We start from the raw sequence: 26956 nt of genomic DNA, 5'->3' as shown, positions 1-26956 counted from the left end.
ACCCCCGGCATGGCACCAAATCACACCACTACCCAAAACTAGCATGACTAGCATAAGATCACTGGCTTGAATCAATACAAATCTGTATGCAACCGCCCCGCCAGCCCATTTTCGGGAAAAATATCCTGGAGCACCCGCAACACCGACTCACCAAAACCTGCCTGACTGCCACAGACAAACACATGCGCGCCTTTCTGCACCACCCATTCATGCAAAGCCAGATGATGCAGACGCAGCTTATCCTGCACATACTCTCCGTCTTCACGTGACCAGGCACAATCCAGGCGTGTCAGTATCCGCGCTTCCTGGAAATACTGCAGCTGATCAGCAAAATAGGCATCCTGCTGTGAATACTGCTCGCCAAAAAACAGCCAATTACCTGTCTTCGACTGCCACTGCTGCTTTTGAGCCAGAAAGCCGATAAATGGGGCAATCCCGGTACCGGCACCAATTAAAATCAAAGGTACATCACCGGGTAAACGAAATCCGGGGTGGGCTCGCACACTGGCTTCAACCTGATCCCCTGCCGCCAGGCTGCAGAGATAGCCAGAGGCATTGCCAACACTGCCATCAGTCCTGATATGTTGGCGAACCAGCAGATCGACCTGCCCCTCCTCACAAGAGGCAATGGAATAGAGACGCTCATGTAGCGGTTTGAGCTGATCAATCAACTGCTGCGGGTCATCGGCCGGCTGATCGGTCCAGTCGAGTTGCTGCAAAGCATCCTGCAGTAACACCGACTCTCCCTGGTAGATTACCTGGGTATCAGCCGCCCAGCCTTGCTTTAACAGTCGCGCTACAAGTGCGCTTTTCTGACTCCGTGGTTTTACAGCCAGGACATCACCTGGCTGATAGGCAATCCCTTGTTTAGCCAGGCGAAGATGGTGTACGTGACGGTGTGACTGCGACGGATTCAAGCACTCATTCTGCAGCAGATCAAACGGCTCATAATCTATCTCGATGGCTTGGGTTTCCTGTCCCAGCTGGATAGACAGGCTTTCCCACCAGCGATTTACTGCCGTCATGTCCATTTGATCCACTTCAACCAGGGGCGCAATGCAGTGCAGCCCCTGTTGCATCAGCCGTTGCTCCAGGCTGTGCCCGAAGGCACAAAAATCGGCGTAGTGCCTGTCCCCCAAGGCCAACACACTGAAAGCGGTCTGCTGAGTGAGTGATGCTGACTGCTGCATTGAATGCATAAAGGAAATGGCTGAATCAGGCGCTTCACCCTGGCCACAGGTACTGACCACAAAGCAGGCGATATCATAGTGTGCCAGACACTGGGGAGTCAGTTTTGACATACAGCGCAGCTCGGCTTGATTACCTATGGATTGCTGCAGTTGAGCTGCCAGTTGCCTGGCACTGCCCGTCTGGCTGGCATAGGCAATCAAAAAGGCTTACTCGCCGCATCCTGCAACTGCAGATAAGGTCGGGCCCAAAGACTGAGCAACAGCACGAACGATAATTTAGAGACATCCATCACCGGTGTTGAGGAGCCGGAACCCAGCAGAAAAAACAGCTGAGTCGTCTGCATAACAATCAAAAACACGGCCATCAGGAGTATATGGCGCCAATAGCGCCGATAATCAGCTATACACAGCAACACCAGGCCCAGTGACAAGCACACCACGCCCAGGCGGAACAATTGCTGCAGGGTATTCAACACCCGCATCTCCGTGACGGTAAACAGGTGGGTAATGTGGCTATCAAACCCGGCCACAGGCAGTGAATGTAAGCGGCCTAACCAATGTGTTCCCAATATACCCAGGGGTTCTATCGGCAGTGTAGCGTTAATTTCCAGATCCAGACGGCCTTCCAATCGCAGCAGCAATAGCATGCCAACCAGCAGCACAGCGATACCCAGTACCAGCCAAAGTAGTCGTGACAGATGCATCGCTATCCAGAAGGCTGTTTTATGCACCATCGCGCCAATGATCATCATTAATGCATCAGATAAATGATAACCAGGAACACAGCACTACCCAAGGTCACCCAGGTTACCGAGGTAACACGCTGCAGTTTATTCACCAACAACAGCCAGAGCCCCGTCAGGCAGAAAATCAGCATAAGAATAGCTGAAATATCCGAAAACCAGCGCCAGCTTTCACTGACGCTCTTTACCCGGTGCAGATTGTTAAGCATAGGCACCACAGGCAAAGAGAGTGTGAAAACATTTACCAGGCCTTCTTCCGGAAATACTTCAATCGTTTGACTGGCGTTTGGGCCTTCCAAAACGATCATCAGCAGATCATCGGACTCTTCCCATTCGATCTCTATTTTGACGCCACGAATATCATGCGACTCATCCAGCCAGCCAAGAATACTGAGACTGTAGAGTGTCTTGTTAGCCTGCCAGTCCTGAGCGGCTATGGCGTCAGGAATTTCAAGTTCAAGCTGTTTGGTGCGCGTTTCCCCCAGAGGTATTTCCGGATGATTCAGGAAAAAACCGGTAATCGCAAAAAACAGCATCGACAATAATACCGGTGCCGCACTGTATATATGCAGCCAGCGTATCCAGCGATTGATCTGCGGTAGCCTGCTTGGAACGGGCGTTGAAACAGGTGTCCTCATCACTAGTTAACCTGAAGCCCTGTTTCCAGCGCTGTCAGCCAATCCTTGAGCGAATCAGCGCCAATACGATGCAGCGGATCGATCAGCCATTCAGGATGTTGATCGTCAGCCGCCGCTAGTGTCAGACGCAGATTATGGCCGGTCTCACTGATAGGCATACCCAGGGACTGAGCCAAGGGCATCAGGCGTTCGTCAGCCAGGCTGAGGGTCTCGATATCACGCTCCAGCAAATAGCCATCTATGCGTATCTGGGTGCGCTGAATGGCGCGCTGAAGGTCAAACCGGTTACGCTCAATAGTACCTGACTCTTCCGGCCAGACACGCGACAAATCTTTAGAAGCTACATTAATCATTTGCGTTAAGTTATTCAGATCTAACCAGAAATATTCACTCTCCACAGCATCTGGATGCATCAGCACGCGCGCACCACCCGGTGCCAGCTCGGTTGCCAGATCTATGGGTACAACCTGAATAGAGACGGAGCGCATTAAGGGGTAAAGCGGCAACGACGGCCATACCGACTCAATCGTAATCACCACATCAGCCGACTCCAGATCACCCGCGTCAACCCGGCGAAGCCAGCCTGGAATACGGTTAACCGGTAAGCGTGCGGGTGGCAGAAACTCTGTGTCTATGCCGGTCTCCTGCAGAAGTTCAGTGGCAATCAGATGCGCAACCGGTGCAATACTGACGACCCGCCCCTGAGAGGCGTGCAAAGAAAGAGGCATCAGCAGAGTTAGCAGTGCGAGCAATGACCAGAAGGACTTCATTGTATACTTCTCCATCGACGTATTCCCAAAGCAATAAGAAAACAGGCGGAGGCAATCATCACGATTGCTGCACCAGAAGGAATCGGTAAGGTACCTGCCATAGGTAACAAGATACCCAGCAAGCAACTGAAGGTTGAAAACACCACTGAGTACCAGAAAAACTCCCGGCCATTCCGACTGATCAAGCGTGCAGCCGTTGCCGGTATGAGTAGCAAGGCACCAACCAATATCGCGCCAACGACTTTGACAGAGGCGACGGTGACCAGGGCAATCAGTAACACGAAGGCATAATCATAAAGACGAACCGACATACCGCGGGTACGCGCCAAATCGGGTGACAAGCTGGCGAGCAAGGCACGGTTCCCTGAATACAACAACAAACCGACAGAGAACACCGCGATGATCAGCAGCACCAGAATATCCATATCCCGTACTGTCAGAATGGAACCAAACAACACGTTTTCGAGAATATGTACATTCACTCGCTTGGCAACATACAAGAGTAAGGCGGCGCCCAGCGCGATGGCGAATGACAGAAACACCCCTACCAGTGCATCATAAGGAATGTCTGTACGGCTTTTGATCCAATGCAGCAGCAAGGCAAACAACGTACAAAAACAGAACAGTGCAACCAGAGGTTGAGTGGCCGGCTCTCCCAGCAAAATTCCAATAGCGACACCTGTCAGGGCACCATGCCCGACGGCTTCAGAAAAAAATGCCAGGCGCTTGACCACCACCAATGGTCCAAGCGCCCCCAATAGCGGCCCCATAATACAAGCCGCAACCAGAGCATTGGTCAGAAAGCCATACTGGAACATTTCCGGTAAATAACCTGACTCATACAGTGTATAGGCCAGTTGACGTAGTGCTTCCATTACGCAAATGCCTCCACAGCTTCGGCAAATTCAAAGGCAGGAAGTTGGCTGGGTCGATGCAACTGCTGATGATCCTTAAGACCGTCTTCAATGACCCATAGCTCATCAGCATGACGCTTGATCCAGTCCATATCATGATGCACCACAAATAGTGTTGCGCCCTGGTCACGTAACTTGATCATTTCAGCCGTCATCAGGGCCTGGCCTGACTGGTCCAATCCGGTCATCGGCTCATCGATACACCAGAGATGGCTGTCTCGCTCCAGGGCTTGTGCAAACAGAAGCCGCTGACGCTCACCGCCCGAGAGTTGGCCCAGGCGCAAATCCTGTTTATTGTCCAGACCAACCCGCTGTAACAACCGCTGATACGCTGTTGTTCAGCAACTCTACGCTTGAAAAACATCGGCCAGCGCGACACAGATGTCAGCATAAACTCTTCAATCGTAACCGGTAGCGAGGGTTCAAAGGCGCTCTGTTGAGGGACATAGGCAATATTACCGGGACGCCCCGGCCAGTGTCGCCGAATCTGGCCTGAGTGTGGCATTAACCCCAGCAAGCACTTAATCAGTGAAGATTTCCCGGCACCATTGGGGCCGGTTATTGCATGCATACGTCCCGGTTGGAAATGTGCACTCAGCGATTCAAGCAGTGTCACCCGATTGAGTTGCAGAGACAGGTTTATCAGTTCAACAGAAGGTCCTTTAATGTTCATGGCGCAGATACAGCTGTTTTCAGCGCCTCTACCAGCGTGGACAGATTATGTTCCATCTCCCTGGAAACCATGTCTGCATCATACTCGCCATGGGTCATGTGCGAGAAATGGTGAATACCGATACCGGTCACCTCTTCAATCACGGATACGTAACGGTTCTCCATATCCAGTTCAGTGAAAAGCACACGGATATCAGCGCTGCGAATCCGTTCTATTGTATCCTGCAACTGGGTGGGATTAGGTTCTACACCATGTGCTGGCTCAATCACTGTATCAATACCTATGCCAAATTCCTGCAACAGGTATCCGTAAGCATTGTGGGTGCTGGCGATGCGTACACCGACCAGATCCAGTTCCAGTATTTCAGTCAGATAACGATTTTTCATCGTTCTTAATTCGCGCGCATAGCTCAGTGCATTTGCTTGATAATAAGCGGCATTGTCTGGATCCAGATTTCCCATTTCACGGGCAATGGTGTAGATCTGGCGTATACCAGCATCAATGGAAACAAAGGTGTGTGGGTTGTAACTGTTACTGCCTTCACCAGACGACAGTAGGGGTAAGTCCTTGTTGGCATTAATCACTGTAAGTTTTGGCAACTCCAACCCTTGCAGCGCGTGCATAACAAACTCATCATGCCCTATGCCGTTGACAACCAGCGCATCCATACGCAAAAGCCGGGTCAAATCTGCCGGTTGCAACTCATAGCTGTGGGGTTAAAGCCCCCTGCAATCAGCGGCAGCACCTCGGCCCGATCACCGGCGACTTTACTGACATAGCTGTAATAAGGATGCAGCGTAATGCCCACCACTAATTTTTCGGCAGATGCCAGCGTAGAAATAAACAACAAAACACACAACAAAAAGAGCTTTTTCATAAGATCAATTATCCATTAACGTCCAATGCTCATCCGGAGTACAACTTGATAGCAACTCTACCTCACCGGGATGATAAAAAATCACAGCGTCTGAAATGCGCAATAAAAAGTCGCCGTCATGCTGCCGGGAGATCCATTGGTAACAGTCATCACCTGGCTGATGCCAGCGATGACTGGAAGATGAGGCAAACAGCTCAAGTCCGAGACTTTCCAAGCTTTCTGGCGCAGGCCAGGGCTTTTCAGCCAGGAACTGAATTTCCTCTCTGGCGATCGACAAGGACATTAACTGTTGCGACTGTGACGGGCTCAGGGCAATCTGAGTCCGCTGCGGTACAACTTCCTGACGCAACCAGATGCCTAGCGCCCCAAGCAGCAGCACCGCCGCTATCAACAGCCACACCCAAAGTGATTCGCGCTTACCATCATCAGGCATCACTGTTTCAATCACAGCAGCAGCGGATACTTCAGACATCACTGCAGTTCCACATAATCAAACTCAGCTGGCTCTTCATGTCCAGCATCAAACTGGATAAAAAACTCACCTTCCGGCCAGTCAAAGTAAACGCTGGAGTGTTCATCGGATATTGCCCTGTCGATTTCCTGCTCGTCGTAATCATAAATGACCACGTCACTTCCTGCGGCAAAACTTCCATCACTGTAGCCAACATCACAACGTATTCCCTCACCTTCACGAGCGCAGTCCATATAGGGATAGTGCGCCCAGACCGACTGCGAGCTCAGTAGAAGCAGTCCCAAACACAAGGCTGACTTGTTCATTCGACCTCCCTGTGTTATTCCGGAATTGCTTCAAATGAAAACAGGAAATTCACCCCACTTCATCGGCAAGCACACCATCCCTTCAAAACGCACATTGGCAGACAACAGGTGTGGACCCGCCATTTCAGGGGCAAAGCTAACTCGCCCTTCGGCATCGGTGACAAGCTCAATTTGCTGACGGGAAGAACGATAAGCGGTACCGTGAGGCACAACTTCAACCGGGGCGTCAACTAAAGGTTCACCATCAAAGGTAAAACGGAAAGTGGCTGACTCTCCCACAACAATATCACTGGGTGGGTGATCGCATCCATTTCGAACCCTTCACCGGTAACATCCAGCACATCGCGAGTGGGCGCTTTTTGGGAAACATAAAAAACACTGATGTTTTGCATCGCCATAGTGACAACATCACGTGCTTCATCTGGCAATTGAGAGGCCGCTTCCTGCTTATTGGCCATGATGCGGCGCTGTGTATCCCGGCCACCCACGACAAAGCGGGTCATATAGCGCGCCGGCGTTTTCAGCTCAACCTTATAAGTACCTTGATCATTGAGCTGCAGGTCAAACACACTGCGACGCTGCCCTTTGTAGTAAGGACCCATACGCTGACGCTCACCCGCGGGACGATAAATGGTAACGTTATTCAAGCTAACCGGCTTATCAAAACTGAAGACACCATGTGACGCTGTGGCATCAACCGTGATCCAATGCCCCTCATCGGTTGATAGGTTAAATTCACTTGGCAACATCCATAATGGATGCGCTACAGCGCCAGCACTTGCCAACGCCATGGTGATCGCGGCCGCTCCGGCCATCTTTTTTACCGCTTTCATTGCGTAACTCCTGTAGTGATCTGAATACTGCCTAACTCTTCACTGGGTTCAATGCTGTAGTGTTTCTGCCCCTGTCCCAGCTCAATCTCTGTATGCACCCAACTGCGGCTACCATGTTCGCGCGCGGCTTCAAGATGAACACTGTAACGGCCTGCAGGAACAGCATTACCATCGGAATCTAAACCATTCCAGACCAACTCGTAACGACCAGGACGCTGGGTCGCGCCGGAAACCGCATCAATATCAGCTCCGCCATAGCGACCTGTTTTTCGCCACCAACGGCGCATATCCTTTAACCAATCAGGCTCTTTACTCCATAAAGCCAGATTTTTAATTACATCACCCTGCTCATTTTCAACCCAGACGGCCACATAGGACGGTAGTGCATCGACCCTTCAATAACGGGCAACGTAAGCTCAATCTTGACTGACTCTTCAGCTAACACGGGAAGGCTACAACTTAATAAAAACCCAACACCGAACAACCAACTTTTATTCATTATGCAACTGTCTCCTGTGTACCGAACGCAGCCGAATGCTTATCGATTAAGAATCAATAATTTAATGCTAATGATAATGATTGTCAAATGTAACATCAATGAAGTGCTGTAAAGTTTTGTAAACAAGGGCTAAATTTTATTCAGAGGCAAGTGCGACTACTGGATCAAGGTGCGCAGCCTTTCGGGCAGGCAAGTATCCAAATATCAGGCCCGTCATAAAAGCACAACCAAAAGCCAGCATGACCGGCAGGCTACTGAAAGCAACGTCTGTTCCCAGCTTTTCCAGCATCAGTGTCACAGATAGCCCAATCACCACCCCAGCAAACCACCCAGTGCAGAGACCAGTACAGCCTCAGTCAGAAATTGCTGCATGATGTTGCCGGTTCGGGCGCCCGTCGCCATCCGCACACCGATTTCCCGCGTGCGCTCAGTGACCGACACCAGCATGATATTCATCACCCCTATCCCCCAACCAGCAGCGATATCGCCGCAATCGAGCCCAATAACAGCGTCATGGTGTTCTGGGTTTCAGTTACAGACTCAATGATGGATTCCATATTGCGTATCTGGAAATCCTCAACACCATGACGCATGAACAGCAGATCATGTACCTGCTGCTGTGCCTGATAAATATCGGCATCACTGGCAACGGCTACCGTCATGGTACGCAGATAACGGCGTCCCAACAGCCGTACGCCGCCACTTTCAAATGGTACGATGATCACGTCATCTTCATCCCGTCCCATGGGAGACGCGCCTCGCGGCTCATCACACCGATCACCAGAAACAGCACGTTATCGACCATCACATACTGCCCTAGTGGATCCTGGTCTGGAAAAATTGCCTTAGCTGCCGTTTGCCCCAGCACTGCTACACTGGCAAAATCCAGTTCATCTTCCGCTGTAAAAAAACTGCCGCGCTCTACTGGCCAGTTGCGTACTTCGGAAAAAGCTGAGGATGTCGCCATCACCTCAGAGCTATGATCTCGCCCCCTGCCCGAAGAGTCACTGAACCACTTTGCTCCGGAATAGCAGCAACAATGCCAGGTAACTCATTCACAGCATAAGCATCTTCAGGAATCAGTGTTGTTGTCCCCCAGCCACGCTGGTTAGGTGCACCTGGACGCACCAGCAACAAATTACTGCCCATGGAACTGAAACGGTCGACTATGGATTGCCGCGCCCCATCACCTATGGCAAGCATAGTAATAACGGACGCGACACCAATCACGATGCCCAGTAAGGTCAACACCGTACGAAACAGATTACCGGTAAGCGCCCCTATAGACATACGCAGCGCTTCACCCATATTAGTAAAAAAATTCCCGGGGCGCGTGTTCAAAGACGATGCAATAATAGGCGTTTGCTGATCATGCCGGGAGGCTGCTGGCTTCGGATCTGAAGTTATCACACCATCACTGATTTCGATCACCCGATCAGCATGCGCCGCAACTTTGGCATCATGGGTAATCAGAATCAACGTGTGCCCCTGCGCTGCCAGCTCTGCAAACAGCGCCATCACTTCTTCACCTGTCTGACTGTCTAACGCACCGGTTGGCTCGTCGGCCAGAATAACCTGACCACCATTCATCAGCGCACGAGCAATGGACACGCGTTGCTGCTGACCACCAGACAACTGCCCGGGATGGTGTCCCAGCCGATCGGAAAGTCCCAGACGCGTTAACAATGTCTCAGCGCGTTGATGACGCTCCAGCCTGGCAATACCGGCATAGACGGCGGGCACTTCAACATTCTCTCTTGCCGTTGCACTGGGAAGAAGGTTGTAGCTCTGAAATACGAACCCAAACGCATCACGTCTTAAGGCCGCCAGCTCATCCTTATTGAGTGACGATACATCCCGGCCATTGAAGTGATACTGGCCTTTAGTAGGTCGATCCAGGCAACCCAGAAGGTTCATCAAGGTTGACTTACCGGAACCCGATGCCCCGACAATAGCTACGAACTCCCCTGGCTGAATACTCAGGTTAACACCCTTAAGGACATCCACATTCTCGTCACCATTGCGGAAGGTGCGATAAATGTCGCGCAGCTCAATAAGAGGCATACCAGGTTGTGTCATCTAGCACCCTCATCGCACCGGCTGATGCTTGAGGCCGATTACCACCCGATGTGGCTGCACCAGGTAATTCAACACGATCACCCAACTCCAGCCCTGCAACAATTTCGATCTGTACACGATTGGATAAGCCTGTAGTCACTTCCCGACGTTGGGTTTCACCGCCTGGATTAACCAACACCACCTCGACAGGGTGATCACCCCGCTTCGAACTTGGTGTTGATGTAGAAACCTGTTTTCTCAACGCCCCCACCGGAAGCACTGGAACGTTTTCCGCCCGATCAATAATAAAAAAGACCTGTGCCGTCATTTGCGGAAAGAGTAAGCTCTGGCTGTTCTCTACATCAAACAAGGCATTGTAGAGAACAACATTATTTTCAACCTGTGGTGTCGGTTCTATTCGACGCAGCTGCCCGGTCCAACGACGATTTTGATCACCCAGGGTAGTAAAATAAGCCTCCATGCCATGCTTGAGACGGTTCACATCCGCCTCAGACACCTGTGCCTGCACCGTCATTACCGAGAGATCCGCAATCTGTAAAATAGTCGGCGTTTGCTGCGTGGCATTCAGTGTTTGCCCTTTGCGTGCCAATACCTCAACGACAGTACCCGACATAGGAGCATAGATCTGTGAGTAGTTCAGGCGGGCCTCTTCAGCCTTAATGAAGACGTAGTTTGCTCAATTTGAGCCGCCAGTGCCTGCACCTGGGCAGCCGCTGAGCGTTGGGTAGCCTCGGCAATCTGCAAAGACTCTTCAGAAGTCATGCGAGTCTCGACCAACCGTTTTTGACGACGGAACTGTATATCCGCCAATTCCAGCTGTGCCCGCTTATCGCTCATCTGCGCTTGCAAATTACGCAACTGCGCCCGCGTTCCTTCAACATTGGCCAGATAAACTGTAGAGTCAATTTCGGCCAACAACTGGCCTTCCTCAACCTGATCACCAACATTGACATGAATTTCAACCAACTGACCTGAAACCTGAGCACCCACATCAACATATTCACGCGGCTGCAACCTGCCGGTAGCCGTAACGATATTTTCGATCGTTCCACTGGATACAGTAGCATAAGCCACCGGCGCATCATTCTGAGGGTATATAGAAAGTAATATCCTGCAACCATACCGGCACTGATTAAAACCAGCAGCAGCCAAAGCCAGGTAGATAAAGATGATTTTGTTTGCGTCATTACGGAATTCCTTTGAAACACTTCGAGCATTATCCGGAAAAACCCATCAATGCAGCAATGCGTAATGATAATATTTACAATAATTTACAGTTTTAAATGCATCCATGCGCCCGCGGTATATCGCGCCGCTCCTGCGCATCCATGCGCCCGCGGCAGGGCCTGCCCCGCGAGCGGAGCGAGTGTTTTGGGTATACCGTACATCCTGTACATAAAAAACCACCCCGGTTGGGGTGGCTCAAGTCTAGTATGTTAAAGCAGTTAAAGTGCTTGATCAGAAACGCAGGTTAGCTGACAACCAGAAGTTTCTTGATTTTGCCTTTATGTTGTAATCATCCCTGTAGGTTGGCGTATAGGTTCCATCGCCATTATCAGTAAAACTGGTTTGATATGAAGTGAAGTCTTCATCCAGCAAATTGTTTACTCGTGCCTGAATAGTCAGGTTTTTGCCAACGCGGTAGGAACCTCCCAAATGGAAGATTTCGTAATCCTTGTAGTGCAGTGCTGAGTCTGTATCTTCATCCCAACCGCGGTAACGTTTGGAGCGGGCTTCCATCGCCACGTAGAGATTCAGGTCAGAATTAACCTTCCAGTCCAATGTCGCATTGAGCATATGCCTGGCGGTACCGGTTAACGGCTGTCCGGCCTGATCACCGCTCTTCTGCTCTGAGTCTGTCAGGGTGTAATTCCCGCGAATCGACCAGGAAGGGGTTATCCAGTAACGCCCGGCAAGCTCCAGTCCGGTAATATCAGCGCGGTCAATATTTTGCTTCTGGGAAAACTCAGTAAAGCCCAGATCGGCCCAACCACCACCTATATCCACACAGCCAGGAACAGCACTTACTTCACAGTTAGGCACACTGTCACCACTGGATATTTTATCCTTGAACTTGTTACTAAACACTGTGGCATTAAAGTTATGCCTTGTGGATGGGTATAATAGACAGCAAGTTCCGTATTCACACTGGTTTCAGGCTGCAGATCCGGTGTACCAACAAATGGCATGGTGCCCTGACGACCAAAACCGGTAATGCCGGGAAACAGGTCGCTGGTTTTCGGTGTCTTGTAACCAGTGCTCACACCACCTTTGATGGTCCAGTCACTATTGGCCTGCCAAACACCGTAGAGCCGCGGGCTGACATTACTACCAAACACATCGTGATTGTCGTAGCGCACACCACCAGTCAGAGTCAGGTCTTGCAAGGGTTCCCAGTTATCTTCGAGGAACAGCGCCCATTGTTTGTGAGGTTGTGCTGTGCCTGACTTGTATCCATCACCATCCATGCCAAACACACCGTCTTCCATTTCCGCATCAATATACTGACCACCAAACACCAGTAAATGATCACCCAGCAATGCATCAAACTTCGCATCATAGGTGGTTTGTCGTGTTTCCATCACACGCTTGGGACGCGGTAAAAATGTCGCTTCTACCTGATCCTCAATACCAGCCCAACTGGATCCATTGTCATCATACATCTGCTGCAACTGGTCACGCTCCTGCACTGTAAAAGGCAGAGTACGACCGTTATTATTGGTCTCAATATAATGCACACTAAGGTCACTGTTACCAAAGCGCCACTGCCCTTCATGGCGAAGAGAAAACTGCTCGCGAGTGAATTCCTGATCGGCCGCATAACCTACACGCGGTTGTACCTCGCCACCGGAGACCCGCATAACAGAACCCACTTCATCCTTGGTGCCCAGCGGATATGAGCCATCTTCACGTGGCGTATTGTCATACACCTGCTTGGAGGTTTCGTAATCAAAGGTCAAATCCTGACGCTCATCGATACGAAAATTCAATTTCATACCGAGATTTTTATTTTCATTATCAACCGTACGACCTCCACGACCAAAGCCAAGATTACGGTCATGTACTGTACCCGCCGGATCGGTCACAGAGGCGTACTGGGGATTGGATTCATCACGATTATACAGACTGCCTCGCAGACCAATACCCAAGCGACCTTCAATCAACGGGCCAGATACGCTGAAGTCCGTGGTACGGTCATTACCAAAATCATCATTTTCTTCAAAGGTTTGACTATGTGTAATAGAGCCAGACCACTCATCAGACACTTTTTTGGTAATGATGTTAATCACACCACCCAGGGCATCGGCTCCATAGAGCGTTGACATGGGACCACGGATCACTTCGATACGCTCTATCGTGTCCAGCGGTGGAATATGGTTGAACTGGTTTCCACCGAAATTATTCGGGTAGAGGTCACCCACATTGTTTTGCCTGCGACCATCGATCAATACCAGCGTATAGTCAGCGCCCATACCGCGAATACTGATGCCACCCTGCCCGGTTTTATCCGTGGTTTCTCCTACATCCACCCCTTCGACATCACGCACTGCATCCAGGAGGGTCATATAGGGTTTCGATGCCAGCTCCTCTTGCGTAATTACAGTAATACTTGCCGGTGCGTCAGCAATTTTCTGTTCAAAACCCGAAGCACTAATAACCATGCTATCCAACCGCACAGCCTCATCAGCAACGGCCATACCAGTCACAGAAGCGATTGAAGCTGCCAATAGCTTTAATCGTAGTCGTTTCATTCACCACTCCAAATTCATTAGTTACCTGAGACAAAGTGCACCCACAGAGCTGCTTACCGAGGGATACAAAGCATGTTGTGACTGGCTGACTGAATGTATGATTTCAGGTGGCTGGCTAAACACATTGCAAACCTTAAATTAGTTACATGTAAGGCTAATGCGAACTATTATCAGTATAATTAATATTTATTGCAACACCGGGTTTTAAAAAGTTGCTTTTATAGCTGATCTAAAAAATGTTTCAGCGCCTGGATTTCGTCGGCCGACAATTCCAGTGGCTGCAATAAGTGAGAGGTCTCGGGAAACAGTGGATCTTGTTGTTGATTATCTGTAGCTTGAGGTCTTGGCATACCCGCATTGTACATCCGCAATATACCTCTAACGATGGGAACAAGCCGTTGTGCATCCATGGGCCTGTCCGGCTTACTCCTCTGAGTGTCGGTGTACGAAATGCACCGACATCGGTAACATCACCTGTAACATGGTAACGCCCCAGATCTTCATAATGACGACCATAATAAGTAAGTCCAAGATTATGGTACTGCTGATCTGACATCAACGCGCCATGATGGCAGTTCATGCAACGGGCTTTGGTTCGAAATAAATGCAACCCCTGTATAGCCACATCATCCAGTGCCTGCGAGTCTCCCTGCATAAAACGGTCAAACGCAGTTGTGCGCCAACGCAGATTACGAATATAGGCGCTGAGTGCCTGGGACACAGCTTCCAGCGTAATGCCAGCTTCACCCGACACCTGAGCAAAGGCCGCTGGATAGGTATCATGTGCTTGCAAACGCTGCTGTAAAGCAGGCAAGGTAAGGGCCATTTCAACCGGGTCTTGAATCGGCATCAGTACCTGCGCTTCAAGACTAGCCGCCCTGCCATCCCAGAACTGTGCCTGAAAATGACCACTGAAAAGTATAGAGGGGGCATTACGCTTGCCTGCCTGACGGTCATGCCCAAAGGATACTTTCCGGGCATCAGCAAAAGCCAACTCGGGTTCATGACATGAGGCACAGGCGATTTGCCCTGACGCTGATAGCAAGGGATCAAAAAAGAGCTGCTCTCCCAGGGCTATCAAGCCAGCATCAGCGGATGGCTGCTCGGTATATAAGCTAACTCTTGCCAGTTAACACCAGTATCAATCCAGGGCGCCGGCCAACTGTCGCTGGATTGAGAATAAATTTGACGCAACGACAAATCAGTACCCTGGTTAGGGGTTTCATAGCTGTATTTGACCAGCATAATCAAAAAAACCACTGCAATCAGCAGTGGTTTTTTCCAGTTTATGTAGCTAATCATCAAAAGCGGTACCCCACCTCCAGCCAGACTTGACGACCTGATTCGTAGGTCGGCACATCGCTGTTGCTCAAATCAATCAGATTCACCTTATCGAGCAGGTTGTACACGTCCAGGTTGGCGAACACAGCCGACTCACCCGATAAGCGTTTTTCCCATCCCAGGCGTATATCCCAGTTCACTGATTCTTTGTACTGATACTCTTCCCACACTTCAACTAACCCGCCTTGGTATTCAACCAGATCGTCAGTGACACCCATAGCCCGATACCCGGCACGATAGCGCAGGAAATTGGTCAGGGTCAGTCCACTTGCCGGATGACTGGACACAGTCGTCAAGCGGGCTGTCCAGGGACGGTTAAAATTATCAGCAGGCCGTTCAGAGTAACGCATAAAGCGGCCATCATAACGTATGTAAGGATCATCATACTCAGTTGAACTCATAGTGGTGCTGTAGTCCCGATGCGAGCGCGTCACATCTGTCCAGTCCAAAGCCAGTTGAAAATGATGCTCAGTATCCCGAAAACGAATTGATTCCATTGGCGAAAGAGTCAAGGTGAGCGTCTCACTGGTACTGCTCCCCTGATTGCTGTAGGTGAAGTAGTCTGCTGTCAGATCACCAGAACCCGGTTCAAGACCTAGCGCACTGCTTCTTGCACGTACGATTTGATCCTTGCCATCTCGGTGAACATATTTCAGCGCCAGTTGATAACCCGCAAATTGTTGATCCAACCCCAGCATCAGTTCATCATCATAGGGTAATTTCAATTCATTCAAGCGGGTATTATTCAGGGTGCGGACTGGATCACCCCATTCCTGGGAGCCATTGGAACGATTCAGAACGTATTTTAATGCTGACCGACCTTCATTAAGGCGATAGGCGTGCATATTCCGACCATAATAGCGGTTTGCACCCGCGCTTAAACGGGTACGCCTATCACCCCATACATCCAGTTCAGCCGCAAAACGCGGTGACCAGGTGGCATCATCCATAAAACTGTCGGCATCAAAGCGGACACCTGGGCGTAACTGTAAACGTCCCAGTGTCAGCGTATCTTCCAGGTAAGCAGACCATTGAGTAGTTTCATATTCTATTTCTCCGGCTTCATAGACATTCAGGCGCCGGAAAGCCTGTCCGTTACCGCCGTACTGTGGGGTGGGACTCATGGAGCACCAGACCGTTTCTATACAGCTGGTGGTAGCCGCCAGTAAAGATCCATAGGCCATATCCTCGGGGCGCTGATAACTAGCGCGCTGCCAGCCAAGCTCCACACCGGTTTTAATGCGATGCTCTACAGCCCCTGTATACAGGGTATCCCAGTCCATATTCGACTTATAACTGACACTGCGCTGCTGTTGTTCAATATCGCCCCAGCTACCTTCTGAGCTTAAATGTGTTGCATCCGTTGCCAATGGATTACTCCAGTTTTTTTCCGGTGACCAACGCCAGCCGCGGTAATAATCGGTAAGCGTTTCACGTGAGTTTTCCAGGTCACTAAAACCAAAAGTTTGCGAAAGGACGCCCGACTGCAGTGTCCAGTCTACTTTGACGCTAGCACTATAGCCGCCGGAAACTATGTGTGTATCGGTATTTTTTCCGTTGGCGATAAAGTACAAATTATCCTGTGGTGCGTGGGTAAGCGAGGCATCTACGACCAGGTTTTCGGTTGGTGTCCAGTGAGATTTAAGGAAGTAATTATCAATGCGGCGCTCCTGGTCTTTTTGCCCCCCGCCCGCCGGTGATGCATAGGTATCAGGATTGTAAAGTTTCAGAGGAATGGTCGAATCCTTGCGTGAAAAGCTGAACAGCAGCCCCAGTTCATCATTTACAGGACCTTCCAGGGTTGCACGTGTTATCCACTTACTGAACTCAGGTTGTCGCAGCGCTGATGTCGAGTTTTCCATATCGGCCAGTTCGCTTTCGTGAATATGATATTGCGTCCAGGAGTCATTGGTATGCTGCAGGGATATTTTTCCGGAGAGGCGGTCTGCTGGTCTGCGCGAGGTCACATTAACGACCCCACCATTGAAACCACCAAACTCTGCGCTGACATTGCTGTCAAAAACTTCAATACTGTCTACTAAATCCGTGTCCAGAGCTATCCCCTGACTACGGCCTGGCACATCGGTCATACTCAACGCGTTATCACTAACTGGATCCAGATCATTATTGATGGAAATGCCATCCAGTAAAAATGAATTTTGCCAATAAACGGCTCCGTTAATACTGATATTGGCGGGTCTATTTCTCCCGGGGTTTTACTGCTGAGCTGCGTGTCATCAAACTGTACACTGGGGTTAAGCTTAAGCACGCTGGTTATATCACCATTACCACCAGGCAGTGCCTCGATTAAGGATTTATGGTAGGTTTCTGTTCCCTGATCCAATGATTCAAGCGCTCCAGCCTCGACTCGCATTGACGGCAAAAGGTGCTTATCAGCAGCAACCACAACTGTAGTCAGTAACATCGTACTTGCGGTAACCACAAGCAGTAGACTTCGACGTGTATAACCAGTACACATAGTTTAATTTCCAGAAAATCCCAACAGGGATAATGTGATTGAATCTGGCTGGCACGAGAAAAACAGCTCTCTGGCTGGCTGGTTAGTAAACCTAACGGGTTATCAAACTTCCAATAAAACCTAGGATGCTTTTAATTTTCTATGTCCCTCTTTAAGATGAACGAAGTCTATCAACTCATCACCTGATACAGTAAATGCCTGCCCAAAGCCTTTGACATATAAACCTTTTTCAGGAATCAAACGATACAAATGAAAGTCACCTAGCTGAGATAAGTTATCAATAATATTACCCTGCCGCACACGCAGTGCATCAATGCCCTGTTGCCATTCCTGACTATCTCTGGATACTTCATTTGCCACAGCATCAAACGTCAGGCGCTTACGCGCGTAGATTTGACGTGTCTCACTTTCATCCTCTATCAACATGATTGATACACGATTACAGAGTTGTAAATTCTGGCCATGCCGCGCAATTTCACTAACCAGCACATAATATCCATCCTTCTGTAACGCGAAGGGAGCGTAGCTGACATTAGGATTAGCCGCTTGGTCCAGCGTAGCCATCACCAGTGTTTTACGGCTATCTCTAAATACCCTGACCTCTGGTAAAAGACGTTCTTGTAAATGGCTCTGATCTTCATTCATTGCGTTTCTCCGGTAACCGTTATAAGTTCTGTTATAAGTTCTGTATCACGCAACCTCGGCAGATGGCGCGGTAATCACAAGTGGCCACCCACCGGGGTGTTCCATTACATCAATAGGATAGCGGTACACTTCACTGAGCAGGTCAGACCGCAACACATCTCTTACACAACCCTGGCAGGCTACTTTACCCGCACTCATCAGTAGAATTTTATCAGCATACTGAGCGGCCAGATTTAAATCATGTAGTACCACTAGCACCCCCATACCCTGCTGACGCACTTTTTGCTGCAGCACTGAAAACACCTGATGTTGATGACTCAAATCAAGGCTTGCAGTACATTCATCCAATAACAAATAGCGAGGCTGCGAAGCTGGCATCGACTCTAACTGTGACAAAACTCGTGCCAACTGCACTCGCTGCTGCTCCCCGCCAGATAGTGTAAGATAGTTTCGAGCGATCAATTGCTCGGCATCAAACAGCGACAGCATATTCACTATATGGGCCCGCCGCTCTGACCGGAGCATAGGGTGACGTATACCGGTTTCAATCACTTCTTCGACCGTGAAAGCAAAGTTCAACTGCACACTCTGTGGCATTACAGCTCGGTACTGTGCCAATTCGCCGGTAGTCCAGTGACTTAAGCGCCGTCCATGCAGTGCCACCTGATGCTGCAAACTGACAACATCACCACTCATCACCTTGAGCAAAGTAGACTTGCCCGCACCATTCGGCCCCAGAACGGCCAGCATCTCGCCAGCGGGTATAGCTAACGAGATAGAGTCGAGGAGTTTTTTGCCCTCTATCCTCAGCGTTAATTCATATCCGGACAACATTCAGAAACCCACCCTTGCACGTTGCTGTAACAAAAGCCATAGGAAGAAAGGACCACCAATCGAAGCCATCATCAACCCAATAGGCAATTCTGCAGGTGCAATAAGTAGCCGGGCAAAAATATCTGAAGCCACTACCAGTAGCGCTCCCATCACGGCACTCAGGGGTAACACCCAACGATGGTCCGGACCGGTGAGTAAACGCACAAGGTGCGGTGCCACCAATCCTACAAAACCTATCACACCGCTGACCGCAACAGCAGCCCCTACCGCCAGTGCAGTCAGGGCTATGACGATAGTTTTCATGCGTTTTACATCGAAGCCCATATGCGTACTGACACTTTCGCCCATCAAAAAAGCATTCAGTGTCCGGGAATACAAAGGCAATAAAATGCACGCCAATAGAATGGGTACTCCAGACATGGCTACATCTACCCAAGAGGCGCTGGCCAGTGAGCCCATCGACCAGAAAGTGAGGGTGCGCAGCTCTTCATCAGACGCGTAATAGGTCATAATGCCTGTAGCCGCGCCGGCGATCGCATTGATGGCAACACCGGCTAACAACATGATGGCAACATCGGTACGTCCGTCACGGGTTGCCACCCGGTAGATTAATGCCGTTACCAATATCCCACCGATAAAGGCAGCCAACGGCAATGCGAAGTAACCCCATAAGACCACCCACTGCTGCAGATAACTGCCACCCAGCACGATCACCATAACGGCCGCCAGGGCAGCGCCACTGGATACGCCAACCAGGCCAGGGTCTGCCAGCGGATTACGAAAAAGCCCCTGCATAGCGGCTCCGGCAATAGCAAGGCCAGCACCAACGATCGTACCAAGAACGACACGTGGTAAACGAATATCAATAACAACCAGGGCAGCCTGCGCATCATCCAGCAAACCGCCAAGTACACCGTAGACCTGCCAGACACTTAGCGTCATAGCCCCCTGTGTCAAGGCAACACTGAGCGTTATCAGCAACGCCAGCACCAACAGCCAGGCCGCCAGTCGCGGTGAGCTTATAACTCGCGGCATCAATTCTGCTCTCCTGATCCCGCCAGACCGACAGAGTTTTCAGGAGCCAGGCTATTCACCAGAGTGTTGAGACTTTCAGGCAATTCCGGACCAAAATTGAGCCAGCGTGGATCGATGACCATGACGCTGCCAGCCTGCCCTGCTTGCGTACGACTGATAGCGGGATCAGCCAGGACCCTATCTCGTCCGCCGCCCATCACTTCAGCATTTTCCAGAGTCAGAATTAAATCTGGATTAGCCTCTATCAGTGCTTCAGCAGACACCGTCTGATAGTTTTCAACGCTGTCACTAAAGGGATTAATCAGACCGGCCAGCCTCAAAAATGCATCTGCCCGGCTTCCTTTTCCCGCCACCATCATGCTGCTGTTACGAACACCCATGACAAAGATTGCACGGACCTGTTTCGAATGATTAGCCCTCAAGCGTGATATCACACGATCAGTTTCATCAGAAAATTTTTGTATTAGCGCATCACCCTCCCTGGACACCCCGAGCGCATCAGCCACTTCAGCAATTTTATACTCAACACCCGATACCGAGTAACTATTTGGGATCACACGGATATTCACACCCGCCTGTTGCAATTGATTCAGTACTGATTCGGGCTTTGCATCCGCCGTCACAAGAATCAGATCCGGCCTTAAGGACAACAAGCCTTCAGCCGACAGCTGGCGCATATAACCCACATCGGGCAATGCCTTTACTTCCTCCGGCCAGGTGCTGGTAGTGTCGCGACCCACCAACCGATGCTGCTGCCGCAATGCATAAATAATTTCAGTAATAGAGCCATCGACTGAAATCACACGCTGCGGCTCAGCGACTGCCAAAGAAGCCATGCCAACTGACAGAAAAAAAACCACTGAACAGCCTATGCGACGTAAATTAACGGGCATAACCCAACCCCTTAAGTCGATTAAAAGCCTGCAACTGATGTGCATGAATCAGACCCTGCGCATCACGACCCAGGTAGATTTTAAATACACAGGCACCGGACCGGTTATAGAACACGATAGCGTGCGCTTCTTTGCCTCGCAGAGGCTTGCTGAGCAATGCGATATTCGCTACGGCATTTAGCTTCAAATGCCCATGCATCTGCCCTGCCTCACCCATCAGGTTATAGTAGCCAAAACCCGGCTTACCTTCGGGCAAACTCCCCTTGAACTCAAATATTGAGCCGTCTCGTTCAACGATTGTAGTCACAGCTCCCCAATGTGAAACATCTTGAAGAATGGCTTCAGCCAGGTTTCCCTTAATCAGATAGACCATCTCGCCTGGCAAGGCTGATACCACAGCCCATTCACTAACCTTTAACTGCTCCGCCATTTCAACAGGGCGCAGTTGTGGTTTTTCCCGCATCAGCGTCTCAACCTGCTGAATAAGATTTTCCTGCATAATCATTTCCAGATTGTGATTCATCATATTCATAACCTATCCCTGCGCCCTCAGACTCAGAATTGATAATTAAAACTCACCTTGAAATTACGCCCCGGCTGGTATAAGCATCAACCACCTGTGAATCAGTGATTTTCAGGTCTCGCACATCAGCCCAATGGGTATAGCGCTCATCGGTCAGATTAAATACACCCGCCTGTAGTGAAGCATTTTGATTAATCTGCCAACCGGCCATCAGATCCGCGGTCGTAAAACTTCCGGGTGAGTAACCGTCGGCGTCAGGATTACGTTTTTTTGCCTGCGTATGCGTCAGCATCAGGTCGGCATAATATCCACCTTGCGCGTAGTGAAGACCGGCCAACACTTTGGCGGGATCAATGCTGGCCAAGGGCGTTTTACCCTCATCATCACGTCGATCACCACGGTGCCAGGAAAAACCGGCAGAAACGGCCCAGACAGGATCCAGTTGCCATCTGGCATCACCTTCAATACCTGTAACCTTGACCTTGTCACGGTTGATACTTTGAAAAGTCATAGGATCAGCGGGTGAACCCGTTCCACTGACAGACACGTTCTCTATAAAATTTTTATAGTCAGCACGAAACACACTGACGCTATAGCGCAACTGCTCATCACGTCCACGTAAACCTATTTCATACATGCGGCTGGTTTCAGCCTTCAGGTCAGGGTTAGCAATGGTTTGATAAGAAAAGAATGGGCTGCTCAGATTGGTAAACCCACTGTTTACATCTTGAGGAGTAGGAGCCCGGAAGCCTTCAGCATACTGGGCAAACCAGTTCAGCCGTTGTGACTGCTGCCAGACAATGCCGAGTTTGGCTGACACCGCACTATTCGCCAATGACTCCGGCGCCAAACCACGATAGTGAGGATCATCTGCTTGCGGATCCAGCTTGTAACTGTCGTAGCGAAGACCCGGAATAATGCGCCACTGACCCAGGGCTATCTCATCCTGAACAAACACCCCTAACAACTGATAATCGGTATCTGGAAAAGGCTTATCCGGAAAATCGGTTCCTGCCGGCGTGCCAAGCCGCATGGCTTCGACATCTGTCTGAGAATAATCCAGCCCATAATGCAAGGTGTGAGTAGCAGTACCTTGCTCTATCTGACTTTCAAATACTGTATTAACACCCTGCACTAACTCACTGTATTCATTATCACGCGTCCGATCTCCATTGCTGCGACGCTCATCACTGAATTGACGCTCACTGCTATCTTGCTGATACAAACTGATACGCGCCATGCGCAAAAAACCAGGATTTACAGGCTGATACAGATAATCGATCTTATGCAGATCACGACGTACTCGATCATCAGCATTCAAAGCGGTTACTGTGCCACTTACGCCAGTCAAAACATCCGTATCCGTATCTCGATCAATCATCTCAGCGGTAAATTTCAGCTGATGTACCTCATTGATATCCCATACCAGTTTACCCAACCAGTAATCACTATCGATCTGCTGCGGGTTTGACAGGGTTCGGGAACTTCCAACCCCGGCTGTTTTACCCTGATTGCGCAGTTGCTCGGCATCCCTTACTGTGTAGAGCAGCATGGCTGAGACCTGTTCATTTCTCGCCGCCACCGAGGGCGTGGCAAACCAGCTTCTGTTTTCTGAAGCATAACCGGTTCTGATATTGAACTGCTGATCCTTACCCAGCGTCAGCAGATCTTCAGGGTCTTTGGTCACAAAACTGACAGCTCCGGCCAGACCTTCACTGCCGTATAAGGTTGAGCTGGGCCCTCGAAGAATTTCAGCCCGACGATAACCCTCAGGCTCCAGGTAGTTAGCGCGACCGGTTACAATCGGACCAAAGCTGTAAAGCGCTGGCAAACGAACGCCATCGGTTTGAATGGTTACCTGATTCCCTTCAAGGCCGCGAATATTGATGCCTTCATTCCCACCCCTACCGACACTGCTGAATGTTGCACCGGCTCGCATAGGTTGAGCACGAACAGACACGCCGGTTTCATAACGCAACATATCCTGCACATCGGCAGCCTGCTGCTTCTGCACATCGTCTTCTGTGATAACACTGACAGTGTTGGCTACATTCAGCACATCCTGCTCGGTATGCGAGGCGGTAACCGTTAACTCTTTAAGGGATGCCTTCGATACCTGATGTACTGATGCTTCAGCCAGAGCGTAACCTGACATTGCAAACCCAACTGCCAAAGCCAGCAGTTGGCGTGGAAAATAAACTGTGTAGCTCATAACGTTATCACCCATATAATAGTCACCCACCTGAATGAGAGAGAAAGAAACATCAGATAGGGATTTGTGAAGGCAGCAAAAACATCGAAGCACACAAGGCGCTTACGCCGATGCAAACAAATTCAAACCAATAGTTATTCATGTTTTGGCTCCGTGGATAGCATCAAAAGATGTCATCCGCGTGAGCTGGCTGCCTGAGGGCACTGGGTCGCTGGCATTACGCGTCGTTGATTGGGATTGCTAGTACCAGGTACTTATTTGATCCGTACTACTTGGTCAGTATCAGTTTTCCATTTTTCGTCCGTGATAAACGATAGACTTCATTTTCATGCACTATCTCGAGTCGTCCATTACCTGCCAGCAGCTCCTCGCTGGATATCCTTGGTGAACTTCCATGACTGCCAATGAGTGGGGCAGCCTTCTTTTGTTCAGCCTTGACCTGCACTGATGGTTGATTGCTCATATAAGCTCCTTAATACTAACGATAACAATTATCGTTACCATCAAGCCGTTTGTCAACACAGTTTAGTGATTAAGTGCTATTATTTATCTGGATAAAACAGACAACCCAACTGATCGGACTGACATTATGAAAGGTGATAAATCCGTAATTCAACAACTCAACAAGGTACTAACCTGTGAGTTAACCTCAATTAACCAGTTCTTTCTGCACGCCAGAATGTTCGGCAACTGGGGGTTTGAAGCACTGAATGAAAAGGCGTATAAAAAGTCCATCAAGGACATGAAACAAGCCGACAAGCTTATAGAGCGTGTACTCTTACTGGAAGGGCTTCCCAACCTACAACACCTTGATCGTCTTCGCATTGGTGAAACTCCGGAAGAGATGATTAAAGCGGATCTGGGTTTTGTATCAGACCAACTGACACTGCTAAAAACAGCTATACAAATTTGTGAAACCGAGCAGGATTATGTCAGCCGTGAGCTGCTTGAAGAAATCCTGGAATATGAAGAAGATTATCTGGACTGGCTGGAAACCCAGCTGCAACTGATCGATAGTATCAGCATAGAAAACTACCTACAGTCCATGACCTGAACAATGAACCGAACGGAGATAGAGCATGAAAGGCAATCCTGATGTTATTGACGCGCTAAACAAATTGATGGGTGGCGAACTCGCTGCCATGGACCAGTATTTTATACACTCAAAGATGTACGAAGACTGGGGGCTATCCAAACTACATGAGCGTATTGCGCATGAGTTTGATGATGAAAAAAACCACGCCGGCATGCTGATCGACCGCATTCTCCTTCTTGGCGGCCAACCCGACCTGTCAACTCGCGGGCCAGCAATATAGGGGCAACCGTACCGGAGATGCTGCAGTTTGACCTGAATCTTGAATACGAAGTCACCCTTCAGCTCAAATCCGCTATTGCACTGTGTGAGACAGCGCAGGATTATCAAAGTCGCGACATGCTACTTACGCTATTGAAGGATACAGAGGAAGATCATGCCCACTGGCTTGAGCAGCAACTCGGGCTGATAGAAAAACTGGGGCTGCAGAATTATTTACAGTCGCAAATCTGATCCACAAACAAGACTAAAAAAAATTATAGATTTTTTCTTCAAAGCAATTGCAAACGATAACGCTTTGCATTACCATGAAGATTCATTGACAGGTTGAACTCGTGCTTAACCGCACTACAGTTCATGTGCTCTCAGCACGTTAGGCCGTAACACAGCTCAAACTGTGTTACGGTTTTTTTTCGCCAATCGCTTGAATATCAACGCAGATAATCGCCCAGGCATACACAAACCAACACCTTGGGACTTAACATTATTTTGAAAAAAGAGATGTCTTACAGAAAGGAAAATGAACAGGGAAATGAGGATGGGAACAGAAATTCAGTGCTCTTCCATGAGCATCAGGAGGCAAAACCTAACAGGCAGCCGCATCTACAAAGTCGCAACTAACATCAGGTTGTGATTGCGTACGCAACATATCACGGGCCAGGCAAACACACTTGCCACAGCAACTACCCACCTGAAGTGAACGATTCAAATCACGCACGCTCGTCGCCCCACTATCAATTGCCTGATGCACTTCACGTTCAGTAACACCATTACAGATACAGACATACATCAGCAAGCCCTCTAATCTAATCAATCTCAACACAAATGATAACGCTTATCATAAATATTACAAGAGATTTTTATCCTTCCTGATTTTTTTTAAAAATACTATGACTGCTATTGATAATAGTTATCATTACGACTAATGTAAGCTTATTGAAATGAATTATCCGGGAGAATCAGAGGATGGATGAACAAGCAACTGACCTGTCTGAATACCTGTCTCAACATCATGAAGAGTTGAATGCCTATCTTTCAGGGTTATTCGGATCCGCCAATTTTGCTAATGAGATTACCCAGGATCTGTTGTTTTACCTGTGGAACTCACCCGTAAAACTCTGTGTAGGCAACCCGATGGCACAACTGCTATCCATGGCAAACCGGCTGGGACAATACAGAAAGCGGCAACGCATCAGCACTGGTTTGTATATACCCCAAAGGCAACCACGCACGCCTTCTGTGCTTAATTATTAAGGATACATACGTGATGAAACCACAACAGCGCTGGTCCCAAGGTAGTATAGACGATGATCTGACCCCTGAAACACGCTTATTGGGATGGCTTCACCAAAGACATCAGACACTGATAGTCTGGGCAGGAATATCTTGCACGGTACTTCTCGGCTCCACTATTCTGTGGCTTATATAAGCTTTTTAATGTGCTTTACTACTTCAATGCAAAATTATGAGGGTTGCCAACCCCAGGAAAGACAAAAAGCCTGCAACATCGGTTACCGTTGTCAGAATGACAGCCCCTGATAGAGCCGGATCGATCTTCAGCTTTTTCAACAGCAACGGAATCGTAATACCGGCCAGGTTGGCAAGTGTCATATTCACGAGTATTGCAATTGAAATGACCAGAGATATCTTTGGATCACCAAACCAGAGGTGAGAGATCAGGCCAACGACCAGTGCCAGATAACCCCGTTGGTCAACCCCACCCATAACTCTTTATTGAATAGCCAGACCTTGTTATTACCGGCTATCTGCCCCAGCGCCATACCGCGTATCACCACTGTCAACGTCTGACTCCCGGCAATGCCGCCCATACTGGCAACGACAGGCATCAACACGGCCAGAGCCACTACCTGTTCCAGTACGGCCTCAAACTGACCAATCACGGCCGCGGCCAGAAAGGCTGTCGCCAGATTAATACC

General features: G+C 49.5%; 33 protein-coding genes and 4 pseudogenes. 3 read left to right on the top strand and 34 right to left on the bottom strand.

Annotated features, from left to right (window positions below):
• Nucleotides 1–71: 71 nt before the first annotated feature.
• The 32 genes and pseudogenes from LH51_RS01835 to hemP all read right to left on the bottom strand — a co-directional run bounded on the left by LH51_RS01835 (nt 72) and on the right by hemP (nt 24170).
• Nucleotides 72–1391, bottom strand: a complete 1320-nt coding sequence (locus LH51_RS01835) for a flavodoxin domain-containing protein (protein WP_036519218.1) — start codon at nt 1389–1391, stop codon at nt 72–74.
• Nucleotides 1388–1942 (bottom strand): hypothetical protein, encoded by a 555-nt coding sequence (locus LH51_RS01830; protein ID WP_036519216.1) that lies wholly within the window; start codon nt 1940–1942, stop codon nt 1388–1390. The genes LH51_RS01835 and LH51_RS01830 overlap by 4 nt, the downstream gene beginning before the upstream one ends.
• Nucleotides 1942–2571 carry a PepSY-associated TM helix domain-containing protein gene (locus LH51_RS01825; protein WP_036519214.1) on the bottom strand — a complete coding sequence of 210 codons (630 nt, stop codon included), beginning with the start codon at nt 2569–2571 and terminating at the stop codon, nt 1942–1944. The genes LH51_RS01830 and LH51_RS01825 overlap by 1 nt, the downstream gene beginning before the upstream one ends.
• A gap of 2 nt (nt 2572–2573) precedes the next feature.
• On the bottom strand, nt 2574–3356 hold the full coding sequence (locus LH51_RS01820) for a hypothetical protein (protein ID WP_144244137.1): 783 nt from the start codon (nt 3354–3356) through the stop codon (nt 2574–2576).
• Complete coding sequence (locus LH51_RS01815) at nt 3338–4216, bottom strand: metal ABC transporter permease (protein WP_036519210.1); 879 nt, start codon at nt 4214–4216, stop codon at nt 3338–3340. The genes LH51_RS01820 and LH51_RS01815 overlap by 19 nt, the downstream gene beginning before the upstream one ends.
• Nucleotides 4216–4539, bottom strand: coding sequence for an ATP-binding cassette domain-containing protein (locus LH51_RS21105; protein ID WP_442934800.1), 324 nt, complete (start codon nt 4537–4539; stop codon nt 4216–4218). Before LH51_RS21105 ends, LH51_RS01815 begins: the two co-directional genes overlap by 1 nt.
• Nucleotides 4440–4928 carry an ATP-binding cassette domain-containing protein gene (locus LH51_RS01810; protein ID WP_052063357.1) on the bottom strand — a complete coding sequence of 163 codons (489 nt, stop codon included), beginning with the start codon at nt 4926–4928 and terminating at the stop codon, nt 4440–4442. The genes LH51_RS21105 and LH51_RS01810 overlap by 100 nt, the downstream gene beginning before the upstream one ends.
• A complete protein-coding gene (locus LH51_RS01805; RefSeq protein ID WP_235263427.1) occupies nt 4925–5596 on the bottom strand; it encodes a metal ABC transporter solute-binding protein, Zn/Mn family in 672 nt (223 codons plus the stop codon). Before LH51_RS01805 ends, LH51_RS01810 begins: the two co-directional genes overlap by 4 nt.
• A 14-nt stretch (nt 5597–5610) precedes the next feature.
• Nucleotides 5611–5805, bottom strand: coding sequence for a hypothetical protein (locus tag LH51_RS21100; RefSeq protein ID WP_200881834.1), 195 nt, complete (start codon nt 5803–5805; stop codon nt 5611–5613).
• Between the two features lie 4 nt (nt 5806–5809).
• The gene (locus LH51_RS01800) at nt 5810–6277 is read right to left on the bottom strand and encodes a hypothetical protein (protein ID WP_036519209.1); all 468 of its coding nucleotides are present in this window, start codon (nt 6275–6277) and stop codon (nt 5810–5812) included.
• The gene (locus LH51_RS01795; RefSeq protein ID WP_036519208.1) at nt 6277–6582 is read right to left on the bottom strand and encodes a hypothetical protein; all 306 of its coding nucleotides are present in this window, start codon (nt 6580–6582) and stop codon (nt 6277–6279) included. Before LH51_RS01795 ends, LH51_RS01800 begins: the two co-directional genes overlap by 1 nt.
• A gap of 30 nt (nt 6583–6612) precedes the next feature.
• Nucleotides 6613–7331 (bottom strand): annotated as a pseudogene (locus LH51_RS21970) (DUF4198 domain-containing protein).
• Between the two features lie 80 nt (nt 7332–7411).
• The gene (locus tag LH51_RS01785; protein WP_052063354.1) at nt 7412–7786 is read right to left on the bottom strand and encodes a DUF2271 domain-containing protein; all 375 of its coding nucleotides are present in this window, start codon (nt 7784–7786) and stop codon (nt 7412–7414) included.
• 264 nt (nt 7787–8050) lie between these two features.
• Complete coding sequence (locus LH51_RS21965) at nt 8051–8212, bottom strand: hypothetical protein (RefSeq protein WP_235263426.1); 162 nt, start codon at nt 8210–8212, stop codon at nt 8051–8053.
• A gap of 11 nt (nt 8213–8223) precedes the next feature.
• The gene (locus LH51_RS21960) at nt 8224–8370 is read right to left on the bottom strand and encodes an FtsX-like permease family protein (protein ID WP_235263425.1); all 147 of its coding nucleotides are present in this window, start codon (nt 8368–8370) and stop codon (nt 8224–8226) included.
• Nucleotides 8371–8375: 5 nt separating this feature from the next.
• On the bottom strand, nt 8376–8660 hold the full coding sequence (locus tag LH51_RS21955) for a hypothetical protein (protein WP_235263424.1): 285 nt from the start codon (nt 8658–8660) through the stop codon (nt 8376–8378).
• Nucleotides 8636–9978: pseudogene (locus LH51_RS01780) on the bottom strand (ABC transporter permease). Before LH51_RS01780 ends, LH51_RS21955 begins: the two are co-directional and overlap by 25 nt.
• The gene (locus tag LH51_RS21095; RefSeq protein ID WP_052063353.1) at nt 9965–10606 is read right to left on the bottom strand and encodes an HlyD family efflux transporter periplasmic adaptor subunit; all 642 of its coding nucleotides are present in this window, start codon (nt 10604–10606) and stop codon (nt 9965–9967) included. The pseudogene LH51_RS01780 and the gene LH51_RS21095 overlap by 14 nt, the downstream one beginning before the upstream one ends.
• 23 nt (nt 10607–10629) lie before the next feature.
• Nucleotides 10630–11067: an efflux RND transporter periplasmic adaptor subunit gene (locus tag LH51_RS21090; RefSeq protein ID WP_052063352.1), complete on the bottom strand. Its 438-nt coding sequence runs from the start codon at nt 11065–11067 to the stop codon at nt 10630–10632.
• A gap of 384 nt (nt 11068–11451) precedes the next feature.
• On the bottom strand, nt 11452–12081 hold the full coding sequence (locus tag LH51_RS23320; protein WP_268746510.1) for a TonB-dependent receptor domain-containing protein: 630 nt from the start codon (nt 12079–12081) through the stop codon (nt 11452–11454).
• Entirely contained in the window at nt 12018–13745 is a 1728-nt protein-coding gene (locus LH51_RS01770) for a TonB-dependent receptor domain-containing protein (RefSeq protein WP_268746509.1), read from the bottom strand. Before LH51_RS01770 ends, LH51_RS23320 begins: the two co-directional genes overlap by 64 nt.
• A gap of 241 nt (nt 13746–13986) precedes the next feature.
• Nucleotides 13987–14826, bottom strand: a complete 840-nt coding sequence (locus tag LH51_RS01765) for a cytochrome-c peroxidase (protein WP_160173663.1) — start codon at nt 14824–14826, stop codon at nt 13987–13989.
• Nucleotides 14823–15047, bottom strand: coding sequence for a hypothetical protein (locus LH51_RS20335; RefSeq protein WP_144244135.1), 225 nt, complete (start codon nt 15045–15047; stop codon nt 14823–14825). Before LH51_RS20335 ends, LH51_RS01765 begins: the two co-directional genes overlap by 4 nt.
• A complete protein-coding gene (locus LH51_RS01760) occupies nt 15047–17176 on the bottom strand; it encodes a TonB-dependent receptor (protein ID WP_052063351.1) in 2130 nt (709 codons plus the stop codon). Before LH51_RS01760 ends, LH51_RS20335 begins: the two co-directional genes overlap by 1 nt.
• A gap of 2 nt (nt 17177–17178) precedes the next feature.
• Nucleotides 17179–17511, bottom strand: coding sequence for a hypothetical protein (locus tag LH51_RS18665; protein ID WP_144244134.1), 333 nt, complete (start codon nt 17509–17511; stop codon nt 17179–17181).
• 174 nt (nt 17512–17685) lie between these two features.
• Nucleotides 17686–18210, bottom strand: coding sequence for a heme utilization protein HutZ (gene hutZ, locus LH51_RS01755; RefSeq protein ID WP_036519207.1), 525 nt, complete (start codon nt 18208–18210; stop codon nt 17686–17688).
• Nucleotides 18211–18255: 45 nt separating this feature from the next.
• Nucleotides 18256–19041 carry a heme ABC transporter ATP-binding protein gene (locus tag LH51_RS01750; RefSeq protein ID WP_442934801.1) on the bottom strand — a complete coding sequence of 262 codons (786 nt, stop codon included), beginning with the start codon at nt 19039–19041 and terminating at the stop codon, nt 18256–18258.
• A gap of 3 nt (nt 19042–19044) precedes the next feature.
• Nucleotides 19045–20079: a FecCD family ABC transporter permease gene (locus LH51_RS01745; RefSeq protein ID WP_036519203.1), complete on the bottom strand. Its 1035-nt coding sequence runs from the start codon at nt 20077–20079 to the stop codon at nt 19045–19047.
• Complete coding sequence (locus tag LH51_RS01740; RefSeq protein WP_052063349.1) at nt 20079–20972, bottom strand: heme/hemin ABC transporter substrate-binding protein; 894 nt, start codon at nt 20970–20972, stop codon at nt 20079–20081. The genes LH51_RS01745 and LH51_RS01740 overlap by 1 nt, the downstream gene beginning before the upstream one ends.
• Nucleotides 20962–21498: a heme utilization cystosolic carrier protein HutX gene (gene hutX, locus LH51_RS01735; protein ID WP_235263423.1), complete on the bottom strand. Its 537-nt coding sequence runs from the start codon at nt 21496–21498 to the stop codon at nt 20962–20964. The genes LH51_RS01740 and hutX overlap by 11 nt, the downstream gene beginning before the upstream one ends.
• A 49-nt stretch (nt 21499–21547) precedes the next feature.
• Entirely contained in the window at nt 21548–23707 is a 2160-nt protein-coding gene (locus LH51_RS01730; RefSeq protein ID WP_160173662.1) for a TonB-dependent hemoglobin/transferrin/lactoferrin family receptor, read from the bottom strand.
• Between the two features lie 268 nt (nt 23708–23975).
• Nucleotides 23976–24170: a hemin uptake protein HemP gene (hemP, locus tag LH51_RS01725; protein ID WP_036519201.1), complete on the bottom strand. Its 195-nt coding sequence runs from the start codon at nt 24168–24170 to the stop codon at nt 23976–23978.
• A gap of 126 nt (nt 24171–24296) precedes the next feature.
• Here hemP and bfr (LH51_RS01720) point away from each other — a divergent pair, with 126 nt between their 5' ends.
• Both bfr (LH51_RS01720) and bfr (LH51_RS01715) read left to right on the top strand, forming a co-directional pair.
• The gene (gene bfr, locus LH51_RS01720; RefSeq protein ID WP_036519199.1) at nt 24297–24761 is read left to right on the top strand and encodes a bacterioferritin; all 465 of its coding nucleotides are present in this window, start codon (nt 24297–24299) and stop codon (nt 24759–24761) included.
• A 25-nt stretch (nt 24762–24786) separates the two neighbouring features.
• A pseudogene (gene bfr / locus LH51_RS01715) lies at nt 24787–25253 on the top strand (bacterioferritin).
• A 352-nt stretch (nt 25254–25605) separates the two neighbouring features.
• On the opposite strand, the gene LH51_RS01710 reads toward bfr (LH51_RS01715), so the two are convergent.
• A complete protein-coding gene (locus LH51_RS01710; RefSeq protein WP_235263422.1) occupies nt 25606–25833 on the bottom strand; it encodes a (2Fe-2S)-binding protein in 228 nt (75 codons plus the stop codon).
• Between the two features lie 152 nt (nt 25834–25985).
• Between LH51_RS01710 and LH51_RS01705 the strand changes: the two genes are divergently transcribed.
• The gene (locus LH51_RS01705; RefSeq protein WP_036519193.1) at nt 25986–26273 is read left to right on the top strand and encodes a hypothetical protein; all 288 of its coding nucleotides are present in this window, start codon (nt 25986–25988) and stop codon (nt 26271–26273) included.
• Between the two features lie 198 nt (nt 26274–26471).
• Here LH51_RS01705 and LH51_RS21950 read toward each other — a convergent pair.
• Nucleotides 26472–26848, bottom strand: a pseudogene (locus tag LH51_RS21950) (magnesium transporter).
• Between the last annotated feature and the right edge of the window lie 108 nt (nt 26849–26956).

This window comes from Nitrincola sp. A-D6, from assembly GCF_000764495.1.
In the GTDB taxonomy this organism is placed as follows: Bacteria; Pseudomonadota; Gammaproteobacteria; order Pseudomonadales; family Balneatricaceae; genus Nitrincola.
The sequence above is the reverse complement of the archived record's forward strand: the minus strand, read 5'-3'. Positions and strand labels throughout refer to the sequence as shown.

Bases quoted from the DNA above. Each gene is read 5' to 3' on its own strand.
- LH51_RS01830 (WP_036519216.1), bottom strand. From the start codon at position 1,942: ATGATGATCATTGGCGCGATGGTGCATAAAACAGCCTTCTGGATAGCG.
- LH51_RS01825 (WP_036519214.1), bottom strand. From the start codon at position 2,571: ATGAGGACACCTGTTTCAACGCCCGTTCCAAGCAGGCTACCGCAGATC.
- LH51_RS01820 (WP_144244137.1), bottom strand. From the start codon at position 3,356: ATGGAGAAGTATACAATGAAGTCCTTCTGGTCATTGCTCGCACTGCTA.
- LH51_RS01815 (WP_036519210.1), bottom strand. From the start codon at position 4,216: ATGGAAGCACTACGTCAACTGGCCTATACACTGTATGAGTCAGGTTAT.
- LH51_RS01810 (WP_052063357.1), bottom strand. From the start codon at position 4,928: ATGAACATTAAAGGACCTTCTGTTGAACTGATAAACCTGTCTCTGCAA.
- LH51_RS01805 (WP_235263427.1), bottom strand. From the start codon at position 5,596: ATGGATGCGCTGGTTGTCAACGGCATAGGGCATGATGAGTTTGTTATG.
- LH51_RS21100 (WP_200881834.1), bottom strand. From the start codon at position 5,805: ATGAAAAAGCTCTTTTTGTTGTGTGTTTTGTTGTTTATTTCTACGCTG.
- LH51_RS01800 (WP_036519209.1), bottom strand. From the start codon at position 6,277: ATGTCTGAAGTATCCGCTGCTGCTGTGATTGAAACAGTGATGCCTGAT.
- LH51_RS01795 (WP_036519208.1), bottom strand. From the start codon at position 6,582: ATGAACAAGTCAGCCTTGTGTTTGGGACTGCTTCTACTGAGCTCGCAG.
- LH51_RS21960 (WP_235263425.1), bottom strand. From the start codon at position 8,370: ATGAATATCATGCTGGTGTCGGTCACTGAGCGCACGCGGGAAATCGGT.
- LH51_RS21955 (WP_235263424.1), bottom strand. From the start codon at position 8,660: ATGGGACGGGATGAAGATGACGTGATCATCGTACCATTTGAAAGTGGC.
- LH51_RS21095 (WP_052063353.1), bottom strand. From the start codon at position 10,606: ATGTCGGGTACTGTCGTTGAGGTATTGGCACGCAAAGGGCAAACACTG.
- LH51_RS01770 (WP_268746509.1), bottom strand. From the start codon at position 13,745: ATGAAACGACTACGATTAAAGCTATTGGCAGCTTCAATCGCTTCTGTG.
- LH51_RS20335 (WP_144244135.1), bottom strand. From the start codon at position 15,047: ATGATTAGCTACATAAACTGGAAAAAACCACTGCTGATTGCAGTGGTT.
- LH51_RS01760 (WP_052063351.1), bottom strand. From the start codon at position 17,176: ATGACCGATGTGCCAGGCCGTAGTCAGGGGATAGCTCTGGACACGGAT.
- LH51_RS18665 (WP_144244134.1), bottom strand. From the start codon at position 17,511: ATGTTACTGACTACAGTTGTGGTTGCTGCTGATAAGCACCTTTTGCCG.
- hutZ (WP_036519207.1), bottom strand. From the start codon at position 18,210: ATGAATGAAGATCAGAGCCATTTACAAGAACGTCTTTTACCAGAGGTC.
- LH51_RS01745 (WP_036519203.1), bottom strand. From the start codon at position 20,079: ATGCCGCGAGTTATAAGCTCACCGCGACTGGCGGCCTGGCTGTTGGTG.
- LH51_RS01740 (WP_052063349.1), bottom strand. From the start codon at position 20,972: ATGCCCGTTAATTTACGTCGCATAGGCTGTTCAGTGGTTTTTTTTCTG.
- hutX (WP_235263423.1), bottom strand. From the start codon at position 21,498: ATGATGAATCACAATCTGGAAATGATTATGCAGGAAAATCTTATTCAG.
- LH51_RS01730 (WP_160173662.1), bottom strand. From the start codon at position 23,707: ATGAGCTACACAGTTTATTTTCCACGCCAACTGCTGGCTTTGGCAGTT.
- hemP (WP_036519201.1), bottom strand. From the start codon at position 24,170: ATGAGCAATCAACCATCAGTGCAGGTCAAGGCTGAACAAAAGAAGGCT.
- bfr (WP_036519199.1), top strand. From the start codon at position 24,297: ATGAAAGGTGATAAATCCGTAATTCAACAACTCAACAAGGTACTAACC.
- LH51_RS01705 (WP_036519193.1), top strand. From the start codon at position 25,986: ATGGATGAACAAGCAACTGACCTGTCTGAATACCTGTCTCAACATCAT.